Source organism: Brasilonema bromeliae SPC951 (assembly GCF_012912135.1).
In the GTDB taxonomy this organism is placed as follows: domain Bacteria; phylum Cyanobacteriota; class Cyanobacteriia; order Cyanobacteriales; family Nostocaceae; genus Brasilonema; species Brasilonema bromeliae.
The window spans coordinates 1-845 of the sequence record NZ_QMEB01000443.1 but is presented as its reverse complement, the minus strand read 5'-3'; the positions used below and the strand labels follow the sequence as shown (position 1 = coordinate 845).

Sequence of the window (845 nt, the reverse complement as noted above, 5' to 3'; positions counted from 1 at the left end):
CGATTGCATTGGCTGTAGGACAACAAAACTATTTTGTCACAAATTTAGTTGTGAGACGATTGCCTACGGCAGAGCTAAGTAAGTTGGCGAAAAAAAATCAATGTATATGAAGAAATATAAATTGTTCGTAGTCCGTAGGGTGCGTTATGCCGAAGGCTAACGCACCTTGAATTCTTGAAGGTGCGTTGCGCTGCGCGACAACACACCCTACATTTACTTAGCATACATGAATAAGATTTTTTGTCAATGCGTAACTCCTAATTACCTAAAAAACCTGGAAAATAAAGTGCGGGTTTTGTACGACATCATAACAGCACTTTATCAATGCGTGATTTATGCTATCACAAGATTTCTCAGGGCAAAATCTTAGAGGGCGATCGTTTAAAAATCAAAACCTTGAGGGAGCGAACTTTAGCGGTGCAGATATCCGAAGCGCTGATTTTTGCGGTGCCAACCTCACAGGTGCTAACTTCAGTCATGCCAAAGCGGGACTGCAAAAGCGTTGGGCTATATCCCTGGTTGTTGTTTCGTGGTTGCTGTCGGGAATATCAGGACTTTTCTCTAGTTTTGCTGGCGCTATTGTGATGGACTTACTATTTGACGATAGTAAAAACCATTTAGAGCAAACAAGTTATCAGATCGCGGGCTTGGGTGCTATTACTATTATTGTTATATTTTTTCTCGTCACAATTCGCCAAGGAATACAAGGGGGCTTCGCCGTAGCCGGAGCCGTAGTCGTAGCCGGAGCCGTAGCCGGAGCCGTAGCCGGAGCCGTAGCCGGAGCCGGAGCCGGAGCCGGAGCCGGAGCCAGAGCCGTAGCCTTCGTCGTAGCCATAGCCGTAGCC

Annotated in this window: 1 protein-coding gene; it reads left to right on the top strand. The window is 46.3% G+C overall.

The annotated features are described in order from the left end of the window. Window positions 1-335: 335 nt before the first annotated feature. Window positions 336-845, top strand: a 510-nt coding sequence (locus DP116_RS28370; RefSeq protein WP_169158267.1) for a pentapeptide repeat-containing protein, incomplete at its 3' end; no start/stop codon positions are given.